We start from the raw sequence: 26,303 nt of genomic DNA, 5'->3' as shown, positions 1-26,303 counted from the left end.
TTGCGGCAAGTTATATTATATACAAAACATAAGTGTTCATTATGTGAGGAGGCTGAAGCCTTGCTTTCCCTCTTTTCTAATGAATATCCTTATCATCTAATAAAGCGGGATATCTACACCAATGACAGCTGGCTTGAAGAGTTTCAGCTACAAATACCTGTTATTGAGATAAACGGAAAACAATTAAATTGCGAGGAAATTAATTATAAATCGGTTGAAATGCTGTTTTCAGCCGAACAAGAAGGGGAGCTCAATCAATAAGAGCTCCCTTTTTCTATGTTTACTCTTCTCACAAAGAGGAATAATTTGTATAACCTTATTTTTTGTCGTGTCAGTTTAAAATATCTCTTCCTGCATAAATGCAACGAAAAGAATCGATAAAGCGCCTAGGCCACTACCCAATATCTATTGTACAGAAAAGTTAATTAAAATTTTACATACTTATTGTTTGTATAACTTTTTGATTATGTTATAATAAAATCGTAGCCGGGACAAAATAAAATCGTCAGGGACGAATTTTGACCAGGTGAAGAGGAGTAATGACCGTGAAAGCATTAATAGATTTACAAAAAAAGCTTGTTCCAGAAATACTTGAGACAATGACACAGAGGTATTCCTTACTCCAAACCGTTGATCTTTATCAGCCTATCGGAAGAAGAGGGTTGGCAGAGAACACGAAAATGACGGAGAGGCATGTTCGAGGAGAAGTCGATTTCTTGCATGAGCAAGGATTAATTCAAATCACATCAAAAGGAATGTTTATATCAAATGAGGGTAAATTAATTCTGGAACAGTTGACGAAATTTATTGGTGAATTATCCGGGTTGCATGTTTTAGAACAACGGATTAAGGAAAGAGTATCTGTAGAAAAGGTTATTATCGTTCCTGGAAATAGTGATGAGAATGAATGGGTTAAACAAGAAATGGGGAAAGTGTGTGTTACTTTTCTTAAAACGATTCTTAAAAAGGAAAACACCATTGCGGTAACAGGTGGAAGTACAATGGCTGCCGTTGCAGACGTAATGTCACCTTTGGGCAAGGATAGTGATCTTTTGTTTGTACCTGCCCGTGGAGGGATTGGGGAGAAAGTCGAAAATCAGGCCTCAGGGATTGTTGCCGAGATGGCTAGAAAAGCACAAGGTTCATACCGCATGCTCTATGTTCCTGATCCTATAAGTGATTCTACGTATGAAACCATTATTACAGAGCCTGCCATTATTGAAATATTAGAGAAAATTAAAGGATCAAACATTGTAATACATGGTATTGGTGATGCATTGAAAATGGCAGAGCGGCGAAAAACGGCTGAAAAGGTAATAACTCTTTTAAAAGAAAAGAAAGCTGCAAGTGAAGCATTCGGGTACTATTTTGACCAATCTGGAAATGTTGTTCATAAAGTGAAGACAGTCGGGATACAGCTTGAAGACCTGAACAGTGTTGACCATGTGATTACTGTAGCTGGTGGAAAATCAAAGGGTGAAGCGATTGCTTCTTATTTTAAACAAGGAAAAAGCGACCTGCTCATAACAGACCAGGGAGCAGCTGAACAGATATTGAGAGGTAGCCCTCTTTAAATATATCATTAACATAAAAGTTCTCTAGGAGGAATAGTAAATGACAGTTAAAGTTGGTATTAATGGTTTTGGTAGAATAGGACGTAACGTATTCCGTCAAGCTTTATTGAATGATGAAGTGGAAATCGTTGCAGTAAATGATTTAACGGATGCACATATGCTTGCTCACTTATTGAAATATGATTCTGTACATGGTCAATTGAAAGAAGAAATTTCCGTTAATGGATCAGACATTGTTGTAGGTGGAAGAGAAATCAAAGTATTATCTGAACGCGATCCTGCTAACCTTGGTTGGGGAGATTTGGGAGTAGAAGTAGTTATTGAATCAACTGGACGTTTCACAAAAGGTGAAGACGCTCAGAAACACATTGATGCCGGAGCTAAAAAAGTTATTATCTCTGCCCCTGCAAATGGTGAAGACCTAACAGTCGTTATGGGTGTTAATGATGATCAATACGATCCATCCAAGCACAATATCATTTCCAATGCATCTTGTACAACAAACTGTCTAGCTCCATTTGCTAAAGTGCTTCATGATAGCTTTGGAATTAAACGTGGATTAATGACTACAATCCATTCTTATACAAATGATCAGCAAATTCTTGATCTGCCGCACAAAGACTATCGTCGTGCACGTGCTGCAGCAGAAAACATTATCCCGACAACAACTGGTGCAGCAAAAGCTGTTGGACTAGTTCTACCTGAAATCAATGGCAAATTGAATGGTATGGCAGTACGTGTACCAACTCCAGATGGTTCATTGGTTGATTTAGTAGCCGAACTTGATAAAAATGTTACTGCTGAAGACGTTAATCGTGCATTAAAAGAAGCAGCAGAAGGTCCATTAAAAGGTGTACTTCAATACAGTGAAGAACCACTTGTTTCTACTGATATCATTGGAAACCCACATTCATCTGTAGTAGATGGTCTATCTACAATGGTAATGGAAGACAATATGGTAAAAGTTGTTTCATGGTATGACAACGAAATGGGCTACTCTGCACGTTGTGTTGACTTAGCAGCATACTTGAAAAAACAAGGGCTATAATAAAAAAGCTTAGGCTACCTTTTTAGAGGATGCTAGAGCAGAATTAACAATGTTGACGGAGGAGGATTCCATTCCTCCTCCGTTTTTTAATTTTTAATCTCGTACTGTAACAAGCGCTTATGCGTTTGATAGTATATAATGGTTACGACTGAGGTAATTTGGGGAAATCGATTACAATCAGCTTGTACATAGGCCAAAATTAGGAGGGTTTAGCATGAACAAAAAAACACTTCAAGACCTTGATGTAAAAGGAAAAAAAGTATTTTGCCGTGTAGACTTTAACGTCCCATTGAAGGATGGGTCCATAACGGATGATACTCGTATCAGAGCAGCATTGCCGACGATTAAGCATTTAACAGAGCAAGGAGCTATCGTTATATTAGCAAGCCATCTGGGACGGCCAAAAGGACAGGCTGTTGAAGATTTGCGTTTGGATCCTGTTGCCAAACATTTAAGTGATTTAATTGGAAAAGAAGTAGTTAAAACGGATTCTGTTTATGGTGACGAAGTAAATGAAGCTATTTCTCAATTGAATGACGGAGACATTTTATTAATTGAAAATGTGCGTTTTGAAGCTGGAGAAGAAAAGAATGACCCTGAATTGGCTCAAGCTTTTGCGGATATGGCTGATGTATATGTTAATGATGCCTTCGGTGCAGCACACCGCGCACATGCCTCCACAACAGGTGTTGCCGAAAAGCTTCCCGCTGCAGCTGGCTACTTGATGGAAAAAGAAATTGCAGCTCTTGGCAATGCACTTAGTGAACCTGAACGTCCTTTCACGGCAATCATTGGTGGTGCTAAAGTAAAAGATAAAATTAATGTGATTGATAACCTACTGGAAAAAGTGGATAACCTAATTATTGGTGGAGGTCTTGCGTACACGTTCATAAAAGCCCAGGGCCATGAAGTTGGGAAATCATTACTCGAAGAAGATAAAATTGATCTTGCCAAACAATTTATGAAGAAAGCGGAAGAAAAAGGTGTTAACTTTGTTCTTCCAGTTGACGCAGTTGTTGCTGATGATTTTTCGGAATCAGCTAACACTAAAATTGTAGATATTGATCAAATTCCTGCAGACTGGGAAGCATTGGATATAGGACCAAAAACAAGAGAAACATACAGTAATATCGTTGCGGAATCAAAACTGATTATATGGAATGGACCAATGGGGGTTTTTGAAATGAACCCGTTCGCCGGAGGTACAAAAGCTGTAGCAGAAGCATTGGCAGAAACAGAAGGATTCTCCATTATTGGAGGCGGAGATTCTGCGGCAGCAGTCGAGAAATTTGACCTTGCCGCTGAAATGGATCACGTTTCAACTGGAGGTGGAGCTTCCCTTGAATTTATGGAAGGGAAAGTTTTACCAGGTGTAGCAGCTCTAGATGATAAATAATTTCTATGACGAATTCGAGAGGTGAGACAATGCGTAAAAAAGTAATCGCTGGAAACTGGAAAATGAATAAGGTTTTAGCAGAAGCAAATCAATTTGTTGACGAGGTAGCATCAAAAGTTCCTGAAACTGATCAGGTAGAAGCTATTGTGTGTGCACCATTCCCATACCTTTCTTCACTCGTTGAACAAACGAATGGAACAAAATTAAAAGTGGCAGCACAAAATATGCATTTCGACGATAATGGAGCATATACCGGAGAAGTTAGTCCGGTTATGCTGAAAGACCTGGGAGTTTCCCATGTTGTAATTGGACATTCTGAGCGTCGGGAATTTTTTGCGGAGACGGATGAAACCGTAAATAAGAAAACACATGCAGCATTTAATCATGGACTTACTCCGATTGTCTGTGTAGGTGAAACATTGGAACAGCGCGAAGCAAATGAAACGATGACCCTTGTCGGAACGCAAGTGGAAAAAGCTATTGAAGGGCTGTCCGATGAACAGATTGCTGAAACAATTGTGGCATATGAGCCTGTATGGGCAATTGGCACAGGGAAAACGGCTTCAAGTGAGGACGCCAATGAAGTTTGCGCACATATTAGACAGGTAATTAAAAAAGCAACATCAGAAACTATTGCTGAAAAAGTCGTCATTCAATATGGCGGAAGTGTAAAACCGGCTAATGTAGAAGAACTGTTGAGCCAATCTGATATTGATGGTGCTTTAGTCGGCGGTGCAAGTCTTGAGGCAGAATCATTTCTGCAGTTAGTGGAGGCAGGTACAAAATGAGTCAAGAAAAATTAGCGGCATTAATCATCCTGGACGGTTTTGCGATTCGGGATGAAGAAAAAGGAAATGCGGTAAAACAAGCAAATACCCCTAACTTTGACAGGTACTGGAATCAGTATGCACATAACCAGCTAAAAGCAAGTGGCAATGCTGTAGGGTTACCGGAAGGCCAAATGGGCAATTCCGAAGTTGGACATCTAAACATTGGTGCCGGACGAATTGTTTATCAGAGTCTGACCCGTGTAAACATGTCAATTGAAGAAGGGGATTTCTTTAAGGTAGAAGCATTCCTGAAATCAATCCATCATGCGAAAACAAACAATAAAGCACTGCATTTGTTTGGGCTGTTGTCTGATGGTGGCGTGCACAGTCATATCAATCACTTATTTGCCTTACTGAAACTGGCAAAAGATAGTGATTTAGATAATGTTTACGTCCATGCATTCTTAGATGGCCGTGATGTTGGTCCTCAAACAGCAGGCAAATACATTCAACAGACAGAAGAAAAGATGCGTGAACTTGGAGTGGGACAATTTGCTACCATTTCCGGTCGTTACTATTCAATGGATCGTGATAAACGCTGGGACCGTGTACAGAAATCGTATGATACCATGGTACATGGGAAAGGGCCAAAATATAAAAACCCAATGGATGTCATTGAAGACAACTATGCCAATGGAATTCACGACGAATTCGTCATTCCATCTGTAATGGTCGATGAAAATGATGAGCCTATTGGGACGATTCAGGACAACGATTCCATCATCTTTTATAATTTCCGCCCGGACAGAGCTATTCAGATTTCCCGTACATTTACAAATATGGATTTCCGTGATTTTGACCGGGGCGAGAACGTACCAAAAGACCTTGACTTTGTAATGCTTACCAATTTCAGTGAAACCGTGAATGGTTATGTTGCATATGAACCAATCAATCTCGATAATACGGTCGGTGAGGTTTTGGCACAACATAATCTGAAACAGTTGCGAATCGCTGAAACGGAAAAATATCCGCATGTCACCTTCTTCATGAGTGGTGGACGCGAACAGGAATTTCCAGGTGAAACAAGGATACTGATTGATTCACCAAAGGTTGCAACCTATGATCTTAAGCCGGAAATGAGTGCTTACGAAGTTACGGATGCATTATTGGCTGAATTGGATAAAGGTGAACAAAATGCAATCATTCTAAACTTTGCTAATCCGGATATGGTTGGACATTCCGGGATGCTGCAGCCAACCATCGATGCGATCGAAGCAGTGGATGAATGTCTCGGCAAAATAGTAGATAAAATCATTGAACTTGGTGGGAATGCCATTATTACCGCAGATCACGGTAATTCTGATGAAGTTGTTACAATGGAAGGCACACCTATGACTGCTCATACAACAAATCCGGTACCGGTTATCGTCATAAAGGATGGCATTACATTGCGGGACGGCGGTATTTTAGCTGATCTTGCGCCGACACTGTTAGACCTATTGAACGTAGCAAAACCGGAAGAAATGACTGGAGAGTCATTGATTATTAAATAAATTTAAAATCATTAATCAAACTAAAATGGATATCCAAAAGGAGAGATTTTTATGCCATACATTACTGACGTTTATGCAAGAGAGGTTTTAGATTCACGTGGTAACCCAACAATTGAGGTAGAGATTTTCACAGAATCAGGTGCATTCGGTTCTGCAATCGTACCAAGTGGTGCATCTACTGGAGAATATGAAGCAGTTGAGTTGCGCGACGGAGATAAAGAACGTTATTTAGGAAAAGGTGTCGAAAAAGCAGTTGAAAATGTGAATGATATTATTGGACCGGAGCTAATTGGTCTCGATGTAACACGTCAAAACATTATTGATGCACTAATGATCGAACTTGATGGTACAGAGAATAAAGGTAAACTGGGTGCAAATGCGATTCTTGGTGTTTCCATGGCAGCAGCACATGCAGCAGCAAGTCATCTTGAAGTTCCTTTGTACAACTATCTTGGCGGTTTCAATGCAAAAGTATTGCCAACACCTATGATGAATATTGTAAACGGTGGAGAGCATGCAGATAACAACGTGGATATTCAGGAATTCATGATTATGCCTGTTGGTGCTCCAACATTTAAAGAGGCATTGCGCACAGGTGCAGAAATCTTCCACTCCTTGAAAAAAGTATTGAGCTCAAAAGGTTTAAACACAGCAGTTGGAGATGAAGGTGGTTTCGCTCCTAACCTTGGTTCAAATGAGGAAGCATTGCAGACAATTGTTGAAGCTATCGAAGCAGCTGGATACAAACCAGGTGAAGAAATCATGCTTGCAATGGATGTAGCAGCATCCGAAATCTATGAAGACGGAAAATATAACCTAAAAGGTGAAGGTGTTGTTCGTACATCTGCAGAAATGGTTGACTGGTATGAAGAAATGATCAATAAATATCCGATTATATCCATTGAAGATGGATTGGACGAAAATGACTGGGAAGGCTTTAAATTACTGACAGAGCGTATCGGAGATCGTGTCCAACTTGTAGGTGACGACCTATTTGTTACAAACACTGCGAAGCTTTCTGAAGGAATCGAAAAAGGTGTTGGTAATTCCATCCTTATTAAAGTTAACCAAATCGGTACATTAACTGAAACATTCGAAGCAATCGAAATGGCTAAACGTGCTGGCTATACTGCAGTCATCTCCCACCGCTCCGGTGAAACGGAAGATGCGACAATCGCTGATATTGCCGTCGCTACAAATGCAGGGCAAATCAAAACAGGTGCTCCATCCCGTACAGACCGCGTTGCGAAATATAACCAATTACTTCGCATTGAAGATGAACTTGCCGGTATGGGTGAATATGCTGGATTGAGTGCATTTTATAACTTAAAAAAATAAATCATTACACATGAAAAAGAGGCAGAGAAATCTGTCTCTTTTTTTGATAGGTGAAAAGCATAAAACTTTCCTACCTGCATACGTACAGGCAATAAGGAAACATTGGATAGTATTTAAATGGATGATTCCCGATCTTTCATGGACTTAATGACAACCATGTCAGGGCAATGCTTCTGAATAATAGATGAAGCAAAAGGGTGGACAACGGTTTATAATGAGGGTATACCCTTTAACCAGTGGAGGTAAAGCATGGATATTTTAAACACAATCAAGGAAAGGCGCTCGACTCATTCATTTAAAAAACAAGAGGTCAGTAATGAAATATTAAAAGAGATTTTTACATATGGTTCCTATGCACCTTCGCATTATATGACCGAGTCATGGGAAATAAAATTATATCAGTCAAAAGGAAAACAAGCTTTTATTGATACCATTCTATCAAGCTATCAGCGAATCGGAATGATAAATGATGATGAGGAACCAAAGACATTACAAATGATAAAATCGATGAGACAATTCCTAATGGCGATTCCGCACCATGCTCTCATTTATTTCGAGAAGCCTGAAGACCCTGTCCGATATGAAGAGGAATATGCATCAGTAGCTGCCTTTATTCAAAATAGCCAGCTCGCTGCTTGGGAATATGGAGTTGGCATGCTTTGGACAATCACGCCGTATATGCATGATCCTCTGTTTATGAAGGATCTTGGTCTCGATGTCAATCAGATAAAAATTGCAGCTGTCTTGCAAATCGGCTATCCTGAAAAAGTTGCAAGAAATAAAGGCAGGACCCCTATAGAAGAGAAGTTAGAAGTCATCAAGGAATAACCGCAAACCTAGGAAAAGGGAAGTCCCGAGCAAAAGGCGCTGGAGCTTGATATGGTTCTTTAGGTATAAGTAGTAATTGATGCTAAAATTTTTAAATTTCTTACCTTCCAAAAAAAGCGTTCCTCTTCATTCATTGAAGGGGAACGCTTTCAAGGTTTATTCCGTTTTTTCGTTAATAAATGCTACGACTTCTTCTTCTGTACCCATGGAAAGCAACTGTTCTTTGTAGGAAGCCATTTCTTTTTTGGACAGACTAAGAATTTGTGTTCTTGCAGGTAAAATGGATGTTGCACTCATGCTGAATTCATCAAGCCCAAGGCCGAGCAGAATTGGAATGGCAATGGAATCCCCAGCCATCTCTCCACACATGCCAACCCATTTTCCTTCTTTGTGAGCTGCTTCAATAACGGTATGAATCAGATTTAAAATAGCCGGATGGTATGGTTGATATAAATAGGAAACCTGCTCATTCATACGATCGGCAGCCATTGTATACTGGATTAAATCATTTGTGCCGATGCTGAAGAAATCGACTTCTTTGGCAAACTGTTTAGCAATAACAGCGGTAGATGGGATTTCAACCATGATACCTACTTCGATATCATTAGAAACTTTCACGCCATCTGATTGTAATGCTTCTTTCTCATCGAGTAACATGGCTTTTGCCTGGCGAAACTCTTCCAGTGTTGCAATCATAGGGAACATAATTTTCAAATTGCCATGGACACTTGCACGCAATAATGCACGTAATTGCGGACGGAATACATGCTCATTTTCGAGACAGAAGCGAATTGCACGATACCCCAGGAAGGGATTGAGTTCTTTTGGCAGATCCAAATAGCTAAGTTCTTTATCTCCACCGACATCCAATGTTCTTACAACAACTGGTTTGTCACCCATTTGCTCGAGTACTGACTTGTATGCTTCATATTGCTCCTCTTCAGTAGGGAGTTCTGATTTACCCATATATAAAAACTCTGTACGATATAGGCCAATTCCTTCTCCGCCATTATTAAGTACGCCTTCAACATCATCAGGTGTACCAATATTGGCTGCCAGCTCTACTTGTTCACCATCGCTGGAGAAAGTTGGCTCATCTTTCAATTTTGCCCATTCTTGTTGCTGTGCAGCAAAGGAGTCCTGTTTCTTACGATAGGATTCCAGTTCTTCATCTGTTGGATTGATAATGACTTTACCTTCCATTCCATCCACAATAACTATGTCATCTTTGGAGACAGAGGCTGTAATGTTTTTAGTACCAACAACGGCTGGTATTTCAAGTGACCTAGCCATAATTGCAGAATGGGAGGTACGACCACCGATATCTGTTGCAAACCCTTTTACGAACTCACGGTTTAATTGAGCAGTATCAGATGGAGTGAGGTCATTTGCGATGACGATTACCTGTTCATTGATCAACGCTGGGTCAGGGAAATTCACATCCAATAAATGTGCCATTACCCTTTTTGTAACATCCTGTATATCAGCAGCACGCTCGCGCATGTATTCATTTTCCATATTTTTGAACATGTCGATAAACATATTCGTTACTTCGCTCAAAGCTACTTCTGCATTTACTTTATCTGTACTAATTTTATCCTTCATTGGATTAATCAGTTCCGGATCACTTAAAATAAGTAAATGGGCAGAAAAAATTTCGGCATGTTCGTCGCCGATTTCCTTCTTCGTATGTACTTTAATTTTTTCTAATTCCTGCATCGAAATTTTCAGTGCTTCATCAAGCCTTTCGATTTCCTGATCTGGATTATCTATCGTCACATTTTCAAATGTTAAATCTGGTGCTTTCAATTCATACACTTTTGCAATAGCTATTCCAGTTGACGCTGCGATTCCTTCTATTTTTTTCATTTCTAGTTGTCATCCTTTCTATGGAAGGTTTACTAGTAATTTTCCTGTCCATTTCTATTTTAAACAGTTGCTTTAACACATGCAAGGGAAGCGTTTAAGGAAGTTGGGATTTAAGCCATTTACATAACATTTTAAAGATTTCATCTCTATTAATTTCATTCAATAACTCATGCCGTCCATCTGTGAAGAGCATTACAGTGACATTCTCAAGTCCTGCTTTTTGATAGATTTTTGCGGTTTTCCAGATTCCTTTTGCATAGTTTCCAATAGGATCAGCATCCCCACTTAGGAGAAGTAAGGGCAGGTTTTTTCGGACAGATTTATTTTGTTTATTGTTTTGCATCGACATAACACCTGTCAGCAGATCATAGAAAAAACGACTTGTAGGAATAAATCCGGAAAAAGGATCCTTTATATAATCCTCAACTACTGTTTCATCCCGGGTCAGCCATTCAAACCCATTCTTTCGTTCTTTTATTTTCTTATTATTCCTGCAGAAGGTCAATCGATTCATAATTGGTGATTGTTCTTTAGGAGGAAGAAGTGCAGCGAGACTTTTTCCGGTCAAGGAAACTGCTTTTGGGTAATAACCTGTTCCAGTCAGTACAACTCCCTGTACTGATTCACTATGTGTTTGAATATAGTTTCTGGCCAAAAAGGAACCCATACTATGCCCAATCAAAAATATCGGTATTCCTGGATAGTTCTCTTTTACATGGTTTGTTATTTCGAAAAGGTCATTTGTTGCCGTGGAAAAGCCATCCTCATCTGCAAAATATCCTTGCAGTCCTTGTCTTTCACCTGTTTTTCCATGACCGCGATGATCATTACCGAATACATCAAAACCCTGTTCCACCAAGTAATTGGCAAATGCACCGTAACGATTAATATGTTCTACCATTCCATGTGCAAGCTGAATAATCGCTTTTGGTTTTCTATTTTCGTTGGTCCATTTTTTTATATAGACCTCGACATGATCTTCCATTGTAAGCCAAAATGAACTTTCCATCATGATCACTCCAAACTTAAAAATCGTTTTCCATATAATTATATATGTATTAGATTTATTTATGTAGGTACAAACATAACACACTATCAATGAAATTTTGCTTGCTATTCAATTCAACGTTTGATAAAGTAATTAGTAGGTATTTGTCGGATACAGGAGGTGTCGTGGGAACATGGCAGGTTTAGTTAATGTATTATTAGTCATCGATTCAATAGTCATGATTGCTTTTGTATTATTGCAATCAGGAAAAAGCGCAGGACTTTCTGGAGCTATTTCTGGAGGTGCTGAACAATTATTCGGAAAACAAAAAGCACGTGGTGCAGACTTGATTTTGCATCGTGGAACGGTAGTTACCGGAATTCTGTTTTTCGTATTAGCCTTTTTAAGTGCATATGTATTACAATAGAACTAATCCCTTATCATAGCTGTGATAAGGGTTTTTTGTTTTGTCAGTTAGAACTAATTAGAACTCTTCAGAACATGAGTGCAAGGAAGGCTGTCAGCGTAAGGCTTCGTGATAACCAAGTCTTCTAATATGTTGTATAGTTATACATATGGGGTAGAGTAATAATAGGACGTGTAAGGAGATGCAAATTAATGAAAATAAAACAACCAAAACCCTTTACATTTGAAGCAGGCCCTCGGGCCGTTTTACTATTGCATGGATTTACCGGTCATTCTGCAGATGTAAGGATGCTAGGTAGATTTTTAGAAAAAAAAGGGTATACTAGCCATGCGCCAATTTACAGAGGACATGGGCTACCACCGGAAGAACTTATCCATACCAACCCTGATCAGTGGTGGGAAGATGTAAAAAAAGGATTGTACCATTTAAAACAGCTTGGCTATGAAGAAATAGCTGTTGCAGGATTGTCGCTTGGAGGTGTATTGGGGTTGAAGCTGGCATATTCAGAAAATATAAAAGCAATGATACCAATGTGTGCTCCAATGTTTTACGATAATGAAACAGAGCTATCGCAAGCATTTAGAATGTTTGCAAAAGAATATAAGCAGCTTGAACAAATGGATGATGCAACGATTACGGAAGAGGTTGCACTACTAGTCGAAAATTCAAAAGATCTTTTTGTGGAATTGGGTAAAACTATCACAGATGTAAAAAAAAATGTAGATACAATATATACACCAGTTTTTGTCGTTCAAGCGAGAAAAGATCAAATCATCAATACCGAAAGCGCAACCTATATTTATGAGAATGTTGAATCGGATCAAAAAGATATCAAATGGTATGAAGAATCTGGACATGTAATCACATTAGGTAAAGAGAAAGAACAGCTGCATGAGGATATCTTTCAATTTTTAGAGGGCTTGGATTGGAAAATATGATTATATTAAGGAAAAAAGGTTAAGAATACTAAGAAAGAAGGTGAATGAAATGAAAGAAAAAATACTTGAATTTTTTAAAGAAAGCGGTACGAAACCATTGGCAGTTGATGAGATTGAGAGAGAACTGGGAATTGATGATGCACTGGAATTCAAAGAAGTGATCAAAGTACTAAATGACCTGGAAGATGAGGGTGAGCTGGTACGAACACGCAAGAACCGCTTCGGATTGCCTGACAAAATGAACCTTGTTAAAGGTAAAATTCAAATGCATGCCAAGGGTTTTGCTTTTTTGATTCCAGATGACACAGAAGCAAAAGATGTCTATATCCATGCAAACGATATGGCTTCTGCAATGAATAATGATAAGGTGCTAGTAAGGCTTGAAAAAACGGATGTGGACGGCAATAGACCAGAGGGGAAAGTCATTCGCATATTGGAGCGCGCTGTTATCCAGGTGGTCGGCACGTTTGAAGATAATCGTTCTTTTGGCTTTGTCATTGCAGATGATAAGCGTATTCCAAATGATATCTTCATACCGAAAGGCAGTACACATGGTGCGGTCAGCGGGCATAAAGTTATCGCGCGCATAACAAAATATCCTGAAGACAGAAAAAGTGCTGAGGGGGAAATTATTCATATACTCGGGCATAAGAATGATCCGGGAATTGATATCATTTCCATTATTTATAAACACGGCATCAACATAGAATTTCCTGAGGATGTTTTAGAACATGCAATAAATGTACCGGAGTCAATTGCTGAGGAAGAACTGAAGGGACGTCGTGATCTGCGGGATGAGATGATTGTTACAATCGATGGTGCCGACGCGAAGGACCTTGATGATGCGGTAACGGTCAAAAAGCTTGATAATGGAAACTATAAGCTCGGTGTCTATATTGCCGATGTCAGTTACTATGTGGAAGAAGGATCTCCAATGGATAAGGAGGCATTTGAACGTGGGACGAGTGTTTACCTTGTTGATAGAGTAATTCCAATGATTCCACATCGTTTATCCAATGGCATTTGTTCCTTGAATCCACAGGTGGACAGACTGACACTTGGTTGTGAAATGGAAATAAATGCTGCTGGCCAAGTAGTCAATCATGAAATTTTTCAAAGTGTCATTAAAACTACAGAGCGTATGACATATACGGACGTCAATAAGATCTTAGTAGATAGAGATGAAGAGATTCGGGGAAAATACAGTCCATTGGTGCCTATGTTTGAAGAAATGGAAAAACTTGCAGAAGTTCTTCGTAAAAAACGTTTTGGCCGGGGTGCAATCGATTTTGATTTCAAAGAGGCGAAAGTACTTGTTGATGATACAGGTAAACCTACTGATGTCGTCGTCAGAGAACGGTCAGTAGCAGAACGTTTGATTGAAGAATTCATGCTTGCTGCGAATGAAACGGTGGCAGAGCACTTCCATTGGATGGATGTGCCGTTTATCCACCGTATTCACGAAGACCCCGATGAAGGAAAGCTTGAAAAGTTTTTCGATTTCTTGGCGGGCCTTGGTATCTCTGTAAAAGGAACATCCAATGAGGTCCACCCACAGGCATTACAGAAGGTTTTGGAATCCATCCATGGTGAACCGGAGGAGATGATTGTTTCAAAACTGATGCTACGCTCGATGAAGCAAGCTAAGTATGACCCTCAAGGTGTCGGTCACTTTGGTCTTGCTACAGAGTTCTATACACATTTTACATCACCGATCAGAAGGTATCCTGATTTAATTGTCCATCGTCTGATTCGAACTTATTTGATCAATAATCAATTGGATAAGAAGACAACAGGACAATGGAAAGATAGACTGCCTGAAATTGCCAGACATACTTCTGAGCGGGAACGCAGAGCTGTTGATGCAGAACGTGATACAGACGAACTTAAAAAAGCTGAATTTATGAAAGATAAAATCGGTGAAGAATATACAGGTGTCATCAGTTCGGTGACTAACTTTGGTATGTTCATTGAATTGGAAAACACCATTGAAGGTCTTGTTCATGTAAGCTATCTGACAGATGATTATTATCACTACGATGAACGCAGTCATGCCCTGATTGGTGAGCGGACTGCCAATGTATATCGAATAGGGGAAGAGGTCGAGGTAAAAGTAGTCAGTGTCAATACCGATGAGCATACAGTTGATTTTGAGCTTGTTGGGTTGCCAAAGACGAAAAGTATGAGAAAAAGCAATCCTCATAAGAAAGCCCTTAACACCAATAAGACAAATTCAAAGAAGAAGAAAAAAAATAAGAAATAAAAACATTAAAACTGCCCCCTAATTTGTTAGAAATATTACAATGGGGGCAGTTTTATTTTGACAGTCAGGAAAAAATTGACTCTCCTAGCTGCATAAATGCTATTAAGGTCGTCACCGAAAAGTTGGTGACGACCTTCGTTTTCTAGCAAGTAATAAAGTATAAGCTATCTTACTTCAACTAATGCAACCGTCCAAGGGCTAAAAATTGAATTGCACGTTAAAAGTAAAAAACATGGTTATCAAATTGCTGTATGGTGCATATACTAGGTTATCAAAAGTTGCCCTCAGGAAAACTATTTGTTGACACCTAACTAATTGTCCTATAAACTACTTTATATACTAATCAAAAATATAATGTTTTTTAGCGGGTAGGAAAGAATAGACCTACAAACCTGCTGCATAAAGTTTAACGAGGGCTGTCACCGAAAGACTTGGTGACAACCAAAACAAAAGTTCTAAATATAGAAATGGAGCAGCTTTTGTGTAAGTTATTTGGAGGGATACCCATGGATAATGTTTTACTTGCCTTCCTATTAACATTGTTTGCAGGTCTTGCAACAGGGGTAGGAAGTTTACTTGCTTTTTTTGCCAAAACAACAAATACGAAATTTCTGTCCTTTGCTTTAGGTTTATCTGCGGGTGTTATGATCTACGTATCGATGGTCGAAATATTTTTTAAAGCAAAAGATGCACTTACTTCATCTATGGGTGAAACAGAAGGATACTGGATGACAATCATCGGATTTTTTGGTGGTATGCTATTAATTGGGTTGATAGACAAATTCATTCCGAAATATACGAATCCACATGAAGTTAAAAAAGTAGAGGATATGGAAAAACCGAAACAGCCAATGAATGATCCGGATTTGATGAAAATGGGTATGTTTACTGCACTCGCCATAGCAATCCATAATTTTCCTGAAGGGATTGCCACCTTCATATCCACATTAGAGGATCCAACAATCGGTGTGGCCATAGCGATAGCAGTTGCCATTCATAACATACCAGAAGGAATTGCTGTATCTGTTCCGATTTATTATGCTACCGGAAGTAAGAAAAAAGCGTTTAAACTGTCTTTTCTGTCAGGACTTGCAGAACCGATTGGAGCTATTGTAGCGTTTGCGATTTTGATGCCCTTCTTGAGTGAAACACTATTCGGCATTGTCTTTGCCATGGTGGCGGGGATAATGGTATTTATCTCGTTGGATGAATTACTTCCTGCTGCAAAAAGATATGATGAAGCACATATGTCCATTTATGGAGTAATTGTGGGAATGGCAATTATGGCTGTCAGCCTGATACTCTTGGGGTAGAGAATGTATTCTAATTGGATTCAGGCAGAATCTTTGGTAAAATGAAGTTCTATGGTAAGCAGTAGGAGGAAACATGTATGCCAAAAGGACATGGAAAAACGATTACACAAAATAAAAAAGCAAGACATGATTTTTTAATCGAAGAGACATATGAAGCAGGGATCGTATTACAAGGAACGGAGATTAAGTCACTGCGGAATGGTCGAGTAAATTTAAAAGATTCCCATGCAAGAATTGACAGACGTGGTGAAGTGCAGCTTGTCAATCTGCATATTGCTGAGTATGAGCAGGGGAATCGTTATAATCATGACCCTACCAGAACCCGCAAGCTTCTGCTGCATCGACAAGAGATCGACAAATTAATCGGTTTAACGCAGCAGCAGGGTTATGCACTTGTCCCCTTGAAAATCTATATTAAAAATGGATATGCAAAAGTGCTGATTGGGTTAGGGAAAGGTAAGAAGAAATACGACAAACGTGAGGATCTGAAAAGGAAACAAATGAAACGTGATGTCGATCGTGCGATTAAAGAGCATGTTAGATAACACACACTTGTAAATCCTTCCACCCATTGATTTTAACTTGGATTCTGTTATAATAAGAGTTGTAGGAAATTTAAACAATGCTCAGTGTTTTACCGAGCGTTTCTCTTTTATGGGGACGTTACGGATTCGACAGGGGTAGTTTGAGCTCAGGTTGCACGTCGAGGTTACGACTCGTAAAACGTTACACGCCTATAATAACTGGCAAAACTAATCAACCTGCTTTAGCAGCTGCGTAAGTAGCCTAAAGCGATCCTTCCTGGCATCGCCCGTGTGGCAGATTGAAGGGTCTCAAATGAAGCGGGCTATACTGCCATCCACCGTCTGAGGATCGGTAGTTGAAATGAATCAGACTAGCTGCTCTAAAGCCTGTTGATAGGCTGAAGAATTAGCGAACTATAATATATCAACTAAGCGTGTAGAGGCCTGAGTGCCGATATCTCTGGACGTGGGTTCGATTCCCACCGTCTCCACCAATACATAATATTGGTGGTTTTTTGTTTTTCTAAAACTTAAAAAACTTTTCTTCAAATAAAGAATGCAAAACTTACTTTCTTAACAGAAATTTTTCGGAATAGTAGAGTAGTAAACCGTTCTCACCCTTTGGACATGAAATTTCAAAGGGTTTTTTCATGGTAAATTAGCATGAACATGGAATGTAATGGATGCAAGATGGAAAGGCTGAGTGTATAAAGTTGGAATATCATTTCATTTAATTGAAACGTAAGGTTTGAATGAGAAGAAAAAAAGGTAAAGAAATACGGTTCATGGCTTTTAAAAAAGAGCGCTCTATCAGTTCATGTTATCATTAATGAAGTCTATTTGGAAAAGCCAGATTTGAAATGGACATATTTGCAAGGAGTGGGATTTTGGTATTTTTCTTTTTTATATTGGCAGCAATTGTAACCGTGTTTACTGCGATGAAGTTATCACAGTATGCGGATGTAATTAGTAAAAAGAGCGCGATGGGCGGTATGATGGTCGGTACGATATTATTGGCGGGAGCTACATCGCTTCCCGAGATTACGACGAGTTTTTCAGCAGTAATAATCGGAAATGTTGATATTGCGATTGGTAATATGCTTGGTTCGAATCTATTTAATCTCTTGATTATCGCTGTATTTGATTTGTTTTTTAGAAGAAAACAGTTGTATTATCTCGTAAGTAGAAATCATATTTATTCTGCGATCCTCGGTCTATTTTTAATGTTAATGGTTACGTTGGCACTTGTTATTAAAGTAGACGCTACGATTTTGGGAATTGGTGTTGATTCATTATTGATTCTGCTTGGATACATAATCGGGATGATCATCATCAGTCAATTGCCTTCACCTCCGGCAGAGGAGACATCGGACAAGCAATTGGAAACCCCTGTAAATAAGAAAGCAGTCTCTTTAAGAGGAGCGGTTACCGGTTTTGTGGTTGCTGCTGTAATTATTATGGCAGCTGGTAGTGTGCTTTCTGTGACAGGTGATCGGATTGCGATTATAACTGGTCTTGGTTCAAGTTTTGTCGGAAGTTTTCTTATTGCCGCAACAACCTCTTTACCAGAAGCAGTCTCTGTCTATGCTGCTTTTCGTTTGAAAAACCCCAATATGGCTGTTGGTTCCATTCTGGGAAGCAATATGTTCAATATGGTGATCATAGCTGTTTCGGATGTAGTATATCAAGGCGGATCGATTTTGGCTGATGTCTCCTGGTCAAATTTGTATACCGCAATTGGGATATCCATTTTGTCTGTTGTGCTTATTTGGGCACTAATGAGAAAGCGTTCAGCATCTTTATGGTTGTATAGTTTGCCTTCGATTATCACGGTTGTAGGGTATTTTGTTGTCTCCTACTTTATTTTCATTGGCTAGATTGAAGGACTGAAGTATAAGACAGGAATTCCCTTTAGGATTACAACATGTCTTCTCCATATGGAGAGGGCATGTTTTTTTAAGTGACTAGCTTCTTTTCCTCCTGAGATAAATTTAAAATATAGAGTAATGCTATCTACCAATTGTGGAAATAAGATAGAAGGGTAAATATGCTAAATTAAAAATATTATTCGACATAATTCGGGGAGTGACAGGCACTAGAGGTAACTTAAGGGATTTTTATAATCATGTAAAAATAGTTTAACAATTTTCCGGATATGGCATAATAATTCATTTAAATAGCGGTAATAAAGCTAATGTAAGGCTTAAGACTGACGTTAATTTAAACTTAAGGTGTATAGAAAGTATAAAGGATTGATGGTAAAATTTGCTTGTAATTCTAAATGGGAGTAGTGAAAAGAGGGAAGATAGCTTCATCTATATAAAATTAGAAAAACTGTTAGAGAAGAGGAATGATTTTGTTTATAAAAATGGTGAAAAATGATTTCTACAGGAAGAAAATCATCACTGGCACAGTATTTATATTTATAACTCTGGCAGTTCTTTTAGGAGCCAGTGCCATAAATAATATTGCAAATCTGATACAGTCAATGTCGGAACTGCAGGAACATGCCATGCCTGCTGACATTACGCAGATGCATTCTGGTGAATATGACCAGGAGGAAATCGATCAATTTACAAAAGAACACCGTGAACACATAGGGATGCAGGAGACAATGGTCCTACTTAATTTTGATGGAAGTCATATTCACTATGGCAATAATAATACGATGGCTGGAACAGTACAGGACATTTCATTTGTCGTACAGAATAATAAATTTGATTTTATATTAGATTTGGATAATGAAAAGCTGGATGTCCAGGAAGGGTTTGTTGCCGTTCCTATCTATTTCATGGAACAATATGACTTAAAAATAGGTGATCCGATCACGGTGAAAAATGGAGAGTATCAAAAAGCGTTTATCATTTCAGATTATGCAAGGGATTATGAGATGAATTCTTCCTTTACTTCATCGAAACGGTTTGTTATCAATAAGCAGGACTATGATGAAATGCGCAGAGAACAGGCAGGGGAACTGGAATATCTTATCGAATTTAAACTGACTGAAAACGGGGATGTGAATGCGGTTCAGACTGCCTATTTTGAAGCAGGTCTTCCAGCAAACGGACCTACAATTGGAGGAACAATATTTTTGCTGTTTAATGCCATGTCAGATACAGCGATTGCAATGGTGATTATACTAATCAGTATTCTATTGATTATTATAGCGGCACTCTGCATCAGACTTACGTTTCTGGCAACGATTGATGAAGATTTAAGAGAAATCGGTGTGATGAAAGCAATAGGAATATCGAAAAAGGATATAAAGAAGGTATATTTGAACAAATATAGAGTCATGGCAGCCGCGGGCGGCATTATAGGGTATCTGCTTTCCTTTGCAGTGGTAAATCTTTTTAACGGGAATATGAGGCTTTACATAGCTTCGGATCTATCAGGGAATTTAAAATATGTACTCTCTCTTGTAGCTCCATTAGTTGTCTATATCATGATTGTAATGTATTGCAGACATGTACTCAAAAAAATTGATAAAATATCTGCGGTGGAAGCATTACGTTCCGATATCATGGAGCGAAGAAAGAATCGAAAGTACAGTTTTCCACTGCTTAAGAACAAATTTTTCAGCACCAATCTATATATGGGTGTCAGGGACGTATGGAAACGTTTCGGTTTATACAGATTACTATTTTTTATTTTTATTGTATGCACATTTATAGCGATACTTCCCTTAAATATATATAACACGATGAATTCACCGGAATTTTCCACATACATGGGAATAGGGAAATCCGACATGAGAATTGATCTTCGAAGAACAGATACGATTACAGATGATTTTGAAAAGCTACAGAAAGAGCTGGAAAATGATCCGGAAATTGAAAAGCATGCGGCGTCTATCACAAGTTCTTACCAGGTCAAAAATACAGAAGGTTCCTGGGACTATATTTATATTGAAACAGGCGATTTTTCGGTGTTTCCTCTAAATTATCTGGAAGGAAGCGCTCCAGAGGATGAAGGGGAAATCGCGCTCTCCTTTGCCAATGCACAGGAAGACGGATTAAACAAGAACGTGGGAGATAAAATAGCGGTTAAGGTAGGCGGGACAGAAAAGACTTTGAAAGTAAGTGGTATTTATCAGGATATAACAAATGGAGGGAAAACAGCGAAGGCGGATAACAGTCTTGAGGTAAATCAAGATGCGGTTCTTTGGTATATTGTTAGCATGGATGTGTCTCCAGAAGCAGATATTCATGAGAAAATGAAGTATTATCAGAATGCTTATGAATCTGCTCAGGTAAATGATATAGAAGAATATACTCGACAGACGCTTGGGAATATCATTGATCAGATGAGCGTCATTGTTTTAGGTGCAATCGCAATTGCATTCATCATTGCTGTATTAATCACTGCATTATTCCTTAGGATGTTATTATCAAAGGACATGTCCCAGATTGCAATCATGCGGAGTGTGGGATTAACTTCTAAACATATACAAAACCAATATATGGCAGGAACGTTGATGGTACTCCTATTTGGAATCATCGTTGGAGTGCTGGCTTCAAATTATTTAGGGGAATCTCTTGTAAGTATGGCACTGTCCACGATGGGTGCTTCAAAAATAGAGCTTGTTATTGTTGCATGGCAGACTTGGCTCCTCTTTCCATTAGCACTTATTGCAGTTGTTTGGTTTACAATTTTCGTGTGCTGTAACGTATCAGCAGAAGATGATTTATCAATTGTAATGAGAAGTTAAAACGGGCTGAAAACGGTCCGGGCAGGAAGCGTATATGCGAACGTAGAAAAGTTTTCTGCGTGAAAGGAAACGAAACAATAAGAGTGCAGATTCCTGAAAATGTAGTAATGACTGTAGCGTTTACTTTACCAATTTGGCATTGGAGGAATAGATATGAGCAGTATTTTAGAAGCAAGAAGTATGAGCAAAAAAGTAGAATTAGGAAAAAATAATTACCTTAATATCTTAAAGGGTGTAAACTTGGAGATTGAAGAAGGTGAATTTGTATCGGTCATGGGGCCATCCGGAAGCGGGAAATCAACACTGCTTTATAATATAAGCGGTATGGATCGAATTACTGCTGGCAGTGTGAAATTTAAAGGCCGCGAAATAGGTAGACTAAAAGAAGAAGAACTGGCGAAGTTACGACTGAGACACATGGGGTTTATCTTTCAGGATATTCATCTATTAAAAAATCTGTCACTGATTGACAATGTTATGTTTCCTGCACTGGTATCAAAAGATGCAAATAAAAAGGTGGTATATCAAAAAGCAAAAAAACTGTTGGATATGACAGAAATTGCACAGCTTGCAGATAACCATATCACGCAAGGCTCGGGTGGACAGCTGCAGAGAGTCGCCATTTGCAGAGCATTGATAAATGATCCGGACATCTTATTTGGAGATGAACCGACTGGAGCATTGGATTCCAAATCAGCAGCAAAGATTATGTCTATTCTTGCAGAGATTAATAAAAACGGGACAACCATAATGCTTGTTACGCATGATGCAAAGGTGGCTGCTAAAACCGATAGGGTATTGTTTATGGTAGATGGAAATATTGTCGCGCAGAAGAAAATGAGTAAATACGATGCACAGCATGATGATGGGAAAGATAGAGAAGAAAGCATTATGAAATGGTTAGTGGAAAATAGATTTTAATCTTCCATTCATCTAGTTGATAAGTTTAAAGCTAAGTCTTTGCAATAAGAAATGGATTGTGAAGAAAATAAGCATTACTTTATTGGACAAAATTCGGGGAGTGACAGGCACCTATTAAACACGAGTGTATTTATACTCGTGTTTTTTTGACATCCAATTTAAAGTTGATATTTTGATATTTTGATATTTTCGGTATGGTAGAAAACATGCTTTCCCCTATGAAATGAAATTGTAACATTACTATAATATTAATGACATGTGCAGATGTTACACTACCTTTACTTAGGATGGAAATATTTTGTAATAGAAAAAACATAGTTACATTACTGCAAACAGACGAAATGAAGTTATAAAACTAGAAATTGCAGATGTGATTTTAGAAAGCAGGGGAAAATATGAGAAAAACCTTCGTAGTCATGATTGCATTTATTATGATTGTTGGTCTAGGTGGTTCATTCTTCAGTGTCCCAGCCTTTGCAGAATCCGCGAACAATTTAGATGAAATTCGTAATGATCGTGCTTCATTAAAAGAAAATCTTTCAGAATCAGAAAGTGAAGTAGCGGAAATTTTAATAGAGCTTGAAAAATTAAATCAGGAACTCCAACTTGCTAATGAACAGCTAATCGAAAATCAAAACCTCGTTGATGAAACAGAGCGTAATATAGAAGATACGCTGGATGAGGTATCCGAATTGGAAAAAGAGATAAAAGAACTCGAAGCTAAAATTGAAGAAAGATATGAAATACTGAAAGGGCGTATCGTATCCACTCAGAAAACGGGTGGGAAAATCAGTTATCTAGAAGTTATATTCGGTTCGCAAAGCTTCGATGACTTTGTAAGCCGTGTAACAGCAGTCAACAAGATTACGAATTCCGATGCAGCTTTAATGGAACAGCAGCAAGATGATATGCAAGCGGTAGAAGATAACCGTAGCGAAGTATTACAGAAGCTGAATGAGTTAAACGCAATGAAGTTGGAACAGGAAGAAGCCAAAGAATTCATCAGCCAGCAGATTAAGCAAAATGATGTATCTAAACAACAACTGGAAAATAAAAAACAGGAATTAACTGCATTAATAAATGAATTGGAAATGGAAGATAGTACGCTTGCTTCACTTGAAAACCAGGTCAGACAAAATATCGTAGCTAAAAACGCGATGGCTGAAGCTGAATCAGCGGAAAAAGAGGAAACCGCAGATGATTCTGCTTTAGTTCAGGTAGCATCTGTTGAGCCAAAACAAACGAAAGCAGAAACAGTACAGCCGAAGGAAAATAAAACGATAACACCTGTTAAGCAGGAATCAAAAAAAGAAGTAAAAGAAACGAAAGCAGTACCAAAAGAAGAAGTACAGGAAAAAGAAGAACCGAAAGCTGAATCAAAAGAAGAACCAAAGGAAGATAAGAAAGAAAGCAAGACATTTACGATGACTTCTACAGCATATACTGCCGGATGTGCAGGCTGCTCCGGTGTGACATCAACGGGGATTGATTTAAACAAAAATCCTGATGCAAAAGTAATCGCAGTAGACCCAAATGTGATTCCATTAGGCAGTATTGTACTTGTAGAAGGGTATGGCTATGCAACTGCAGGAGATACCGGTGGTGCAATCAAAGGGAATAAGATTGATGTATTTGTACCGACAAGACAGGAAGCGTTAAACTGGGGTGTACGGACAGTTAAAGTAACGATTGTAGATTAATAATATAAAACGCCAATTCCGTTAATGGGATTGGCGTTTTTTTGGTAGTCGAGGATTTAAAAAAACTTCTTTTTATGCTAAATCTACTGCACTAATAATGGGAAATAGTTTCTCAGGCAATCAAGCCCGTAAATACTTGCGTTCACTGACAGCTGGTATCGGGATGATAAAATGATAGAATTGGTCTGGAATCGAACAGAGGAGTACTTGTACGAATAAAATGATAGTTATAGTAACAGCTGCTGCTACTGTTATTTCCGAATAATAACCTGTAATATATCAATAGAGGATCATGGAAAGGAGTAGTGCAATATGAATACATATCCAAATGTAAGCCAAACGAAAGAACTTATTAAACAATTAGTATCCATTCCGAGTCCATCGGGAAACACATTTAAAGTTATTCAATTCGTTGAAAATTATTTGCAGGATTTAAATGTGGAAACGCATCGCAATCGAAAAGGCGGTTTAATCGCAACATTACCTGGTGTGAATAATGACGAACATAGAATGCTGACTGCCCACGTGGATACTTTAGGTGCAATGGTAAAGGAAATAAAAAGTAATGGGCGACTTCGCCTGGACCTGATTGGAGGATTCCGCTATAACTCCATTGAAGGGGAATATTGTGAAATTCAAACTTCCGGAGGTAACATTTTTACAGGAACCATTCTCATGCATCAGACATCTGTCCATGTTTATAAGGATGCAGGTGATGCAAAACGGAATCAGCAAAACATGGAAGTGCGTATTGATGCAAAGGTTGAAAATGCAGAGGACATCAGGAATTTAGGTATCGAAGTAGGGGATTTTGTTTCATTCGATCCAAGAGTCCAAATGACGGATAATGGATTTATCAAATCACGTCATCTGGATGATAAAGCAAGTGTAGGTATTTTACTGCAGCTGATTAAACGGATAAAGGAAGAAAACATTACATTGCCACACACTACACATTTTCTTATTTCAAATAATGAGGAAATCGGCTATGGCGGTAATTCCAATATCACGCCGCAAACTGTCGAATACTTGGCAGTAGATATGGGAGCAATGGGGGATGGCCAATCGACAGACGAATATACGGTATCCATTTGTGTCAAAGATGCAAGCGGACCGTATCATTATGCACTGCGCACGCATTTGGTCAACATTGCGGAATCAAATGATATCGGCTATAAACTGGATATTTATCCATATTACGGTTCTGATGCATCTGCTGCCATCCGAGCCGGTCATGATATCATTCATGGCTTGGTTGGCCCGGGGATTGATTCTTCCCATGCATTTGAAAGAACGCATGAGACATCATTAATCCATACTGAAAACCTGCTTTACCATTATTTGCAATCAAAGATTTTATCCTATTAAAGGAAAGAAACGAACTTACCGATTGTTGGCAAGTTCGTTTTTTCTTTTATAAAACATACATGTAAATACAGATGAAATGGAATAGGCTCCCAACTAAGATGAATAGATGGAAAATCTCATGAAAACCAAATTGCTTAAAGGATAAAAAACTTGGTTTCAACCAATATATAAGGGCACCGATTGTATAGAACAGCCCGCCTGCAACGAGGAATATCATCCCGTTTTTCCCAATTTCGGCTGCAAGTGATCCACTGAAAAAGATCATGATCCAGCCCATTATCACGTAAAGTGCTGTGGACAGCCATCTTGGTGAATGAAACCAAATCAATTTAAATGTAACTCCGATTAACGCTAAGGCGCTAATCACTGCAAATATTGACCAGCCTTTTACCCCATTTAACGTAATCAAACAAAACGGTGTGTAGGTGCCTGCAATCAGGACAAATATCATCGAATGGTCAATTTTTCGTAAAAATGCGATCACCCAATCTTTTGCAACAACCATATGATAGGTTGCTGAAGCGGTATATAATAAAATCATACTTACTCCAAATATAATGACTGCCATAAAATCCAATGCAGCGTCAGATGTTGCAGATACTTTCATAACCAGAGCTGCCAAGCCAACAGCTGCCATGATGGCTCCAAATAGATGTGTAAATCCATTAATTGGTTCTCGAATATATTTATTCACTTTGTTCACATCCCTATAATGATATGTAGTTTTGGAAACTATATCATGATAATAACCTTATGTTGATATATAGTCAATGT

Annotated in this window: 21 protein-coding genes and 1 other RNA gene; 19 read left to right on the top strand and 3 right to left on the bottom strand. The window is 38.6% G+C overall.

The annotated features are described in order from the left end of the window. The 8 genes from MN204_RS11720 (at position 1) to MN204_RS11685 (ending at position 8,507) form a co-directional block, all read left to right on the top strand. Positions 1 to 261 (top strand): glutaredoxin family protein, encoded by a 261-nt coding sequence (locus MN204_RS11720; protein WP_249871260.1) that lies wholly within the window; start codon positions 1 to 3, stop codon positions 259 to 261. Positions 262 to 545: 284 nt separating this feature from the next. Continuing rightward, entirely contained in the window at positions 546 to 1,574 is a 1,029-nt protein-coding gene (locus MN204_RS11715; RefSeq protein ID WP_249871259.1) for a sugar-binding transcriptional regulator, read from the top strand. 40 nt (positions 1,575 to 1,614) lie between these two features. Beyond that, positions 1,615 to 2,622, top strand: coding sequence for a type I glyceraldehyde-3-phosphate dehydrogenase (gene gap, locus MN204_RS11710; RefSeq protein WP_249871258.1), 1,008 nt, complete (start codon positions 1,615 to 1,617; stop codon positions 2,620 to 2,622). A gap of 214 nt (positions 2,623 to 2,836) precedes the next feature. Then, the gene (locus MN204_RS11705) at positions 2,837 to 4,018 is read left to right on the top strand and encodes a phosphoglycerate kinase (RefSeq protein WP_249871257.1); all 1,182 of its coding nucleotides are present in this window, start codon (positions 2,837 to 2,839) and stop codon (positions 4,016 to 4,018) included. Between the two features lie 29 nt (positions 4,019 to 4,047). Continuing rightward, positions 4,048 to 4,806 carry a triose-phosphate isomerase gene (gene tpiA / locus MN204_RS11700; protein ID WP_249871256.1) on the top strand — a complete coding sequence of 253 codons (759 nt, stop codon included), beginning with the start codon at positions 4,048 to 4,050 and terminating at the stop codon, positions 4,804 to 4,806. Beyond that, a complete protein-coding gene (gene gpmI / locus MN204_RS11695) occupies positions 4,803 to 6,341 on the top strand; it encodes a 2,3-bisphosphoglycerate-independent phosphoglycerate mutase (RefSeq protein WP_249871255.1) in 1,539 nt (512 codons plus the stop codon). Before tpiA ends, gpmI begins: the two co-directional genes overlap by 4 nt. Before the next feature lie 51 nt (positions 6,342 to 6,392). Then, positions 6,393 to 7,679, top strand: a complete 1,287-nt coding sequence (gene eno, locus MN204_RS11690) for a phosphopyruvate hydratase (RefSeq protein ID WP_249871254.1) — start codon at positions 6,393 to 6,395, stop codon at positions 7,677 to 7,679. 249 nt (positions 7,680 to 7,928) lie between these two features. Next, positions 7,929 to 8,507, top strand: a complete 579-nt coding sequence (locus MN204_RS11685) for a nitroreductase family protein (RefSeq protein WP_249871253.1) — start codon at positions 7,929 to 7,931, stop codon at positions 8,505 to 8,507. A gap of 156 nt (positions 8,508 to 8,663) precedes the next feature. On the opposite strand, the gene ptsP is transcribed toward MN204_RS11685, so the two are convergent. Together ptsP and MN204_RS11675 are read right to left on the bottom strand one after the other, a co-directional pair. After that, on the bottom strand, positions 8,664 to 10,376 hold the full coding sequence (gene ptsP / locus MN204_RS11680; RefSeq protein ID WP_249871252.1) for a phosphoenolpyruvate--protein phosphotransferase: 1,713 nt from the start codon (positions 10,374 to 10,376) through the stop codon (positions 8,664 to 8,666). Between the two features lie 94 nt (positions 10,377 to 10,470). Continuing rightward, on the bottom strand, positions 10,471 to 11,385 hold the full coding sequence (locus MN204_RS11675; protein ID WP_249871251.1) for an alpha/beta hydrolase: 915 nt from the start codon (positions 11,383 to 11,385) through the stop codon (positions 10,471 to 10,473). 172 nt (positions 11,386 to 11,557) lie between these two features. Here MN204_RS11675 and secG point away from each other — a divergent pair, with 172 nt between their 5' ends. The 11 genes from secG (at position 11,558) to MN204_RS11620 (ending at position 25,529) form a co-directional block, all read left to right on the top strand. Further along, positions 11,558 to 11,791: a preprotein translocase subunit SecG gene (gene secG, locus MN204_RS11670; RefSeq protein WP_249871250.1), complete on the top strand. Its 234-nt coding sequence runs from the start codon at positions 11,558 to 11,560 to the stop codon at positions 11,789 to 11,791. Positions 11,792 to 11,982: 191 nt separating this feature from the next. After that, complete coding sequence (locus tag MN204_RS11665) at positions 11,983 to 12,729, top strand: alpha/beta hydrolase (protein ID WP_249871249.1); 747 nt, start codon at positions 11,983 to 11,985, stop codon at positions 12,727 to 12,729. Between the two features lie 49 nt (positions 12,730 to 12,778). Beyond that, positions 12,779 to 14,992: a ribonuclease R gene (gene rnr / locus MN204_RS11660; protein WP_249871248.1), complete on the top strand. Its 2,214-nt coding sequence runs from the start codon at positions 12,779 to 12,781 to the stop codon at positions 14,990 to 14,992. A 506-nt stretch (positions 14,993 to 15,498) separates the two neighbouring features. After that, a complete protein-coding gene (gene zupT, locus MN204_RS11655) occupies positions 15,499 to 16,305 on the top strand; it encodes a zinc transporter ZupT (protein WP_249871247.1) in 807 nt (268 codons plus the stop codon). A 77-nt stretch (positions 16,306 to 16,382) separates the two neighbouring features. Continuing rightward, on the top strand, positions 16,383 to 16,850 hold the full coding sequence (gene smpB, locus MN204_RS11650; RefSeq protein ID WP_249871246.1) for an SsrA-binding protein SmpB: 468 nt from the start codon (positions 16,383 to 16,385) through the stop codon (positions 16,848 to 16,850). Between the two features lie 111 nt (positions 16,851 to 16,961). Beyond that, positions 16,962 to 17,323: a transfer-messenger RNA gene (gene ssrA / locus MN204_RS11645) on the top strand. A 393-nt stretch (positions 17,324 to 17,716) separates the two neighbouring features. Next, on the top strand, positions 17,717 to 18,706 hold the full coding sequence (locus MN204_RS11640) for a sodium:calcium antiporter (protein ID WP_249871245.1): 990 nt from the start codon (positions 17,717 to 17,719) through the stop codon (positions 18,704 to 18,706). A 479-nt stretch (positions 18,707 to 19,185) separates the two neighbouring features. Next, positions 19,186 to 21,540 carry an FtsX-like permease family protein gene (locus MN204_RS11635; RefSeq protein WP_249871244.1) on the top strand — a complete coding sequence of 785 codons (2,355 nt, stop codon included), beginning with the start codon at positions 19,186 to 19,188 and terminating at the stop codon, positions 21,538 to 21,540. A gap of 153 nt (positions 21,541 to 21,693) precedes the next feature. Beyond that, a complete protein-coding gene (locus MN204_RS11630) occupies positions 21,694 to 22,461 on the top strand; it encodes an ABC transporter ATP-binding protein (RefSeq protein WP_249871243.1) in 768 nt (255 codons plus the stop codon). A 395-nt stretch (positions 22,462 to 22,856) separates the two neighbouring features. Then, positions 22,857 to 24,161 (top strand): PcsB-like coiled-coil domain-containing protein, encoded by a 1,305-nt coding sequence (locus MN204_RS21295; RefSeq protein ID WP_306798681.1) that lies wholly within the window; start codon positions 22,857 to 22,859, stop codon positions 24,159 to 24,161. A 312-nt stretch (positions 24,162 to 24,473) separates the two neighbouring features. Then, complete coding sequence (locus MN204_RS11620; protein ID WP_249871242.1) at positions 24,474 to 25,529, top strand: M42 family metallopeptidase; 1,056 nt, start codon at positions 24,474 to 24,476, stop codon at positions 25,527 to 25,529. Positions 25,530 to 25,575: 46 nt separating this feature from the next. On the opposite strand, the gene trhA is transcribed toward MN204_RS11620, so the two are convergent. Beyond that, positions 25,576 to 26,223: a PAQR family membrane homeostasis protein TrhA gene (gene trhA, locus MN204_RS11615; RefSeq protein WP_249871241.1), complete on the bottom strand. Its 648-nt coding sequence runs from the start codon at positions 26,221 to 26,223 to the stop codon at positions 25,576 to 25,578. Between the last annotated feature and the right edge of the window lie 80 nt (positions 26,224 to 26,303).

Source organism: Oceanobacillus saliphilus, assembly GCF_023522835.1.
Classification (GTDB): Bacteria; Bacillota; Bacilli; order Bacillales; family Amphibacillaceae; genus Oceanobacillus; species Oceanobacillus saliphilus.
Note: the sequence above shows the minus strand (reverse complement) of the source record. Positions and strands in the feature narration are given on the sequence as shown.